The following is a 345-nucleotide window of genomic DNA, read 5'->3' as shown; positions in this document are numbered from 1 at the left end:
ACGGCAGTGCGTCACGGGCAGTGCGTCACGGGCAGTGCGTCACGGGCAGTGCGTCACGGGCAGTGCGTCACGGGCAGTGCGTCACGGGCAGTGCGTCACGGGCAGTGCGTCGTGGGCGGAGGGGGTGGGGCCGCGGGTTAGGGCTCCAGAGGCGATCCCCAAGGGCGAGGCCCCCGGAGTCGGGCCAGGGCCCGTAAGCCCGTGGGCCGAGGCCTGTGGCCCGTGAGCCCGTGGGCCGAGGCCTGTGGCCCGTGAGCCGTGGGCCGTGGCCCGTGGGGCCGGGGCCCGTGGGGCCGGGGGCTGAGGGGCCGGGGGCTGAGGGGCCGGGGCCCGTGGGGCCGGGGG

It is taken from the genome of Nonomuraea sp. NPDC050556, assembly GCF_044457355.1.
GTDB lineage: Bacteria > Actinomycetota > Actinomycetes > Streptosporangiales > Streptosporangiaceae > Nonomuraea.
Note: the sequence above shows the minus strand (reverse complement) of the source record.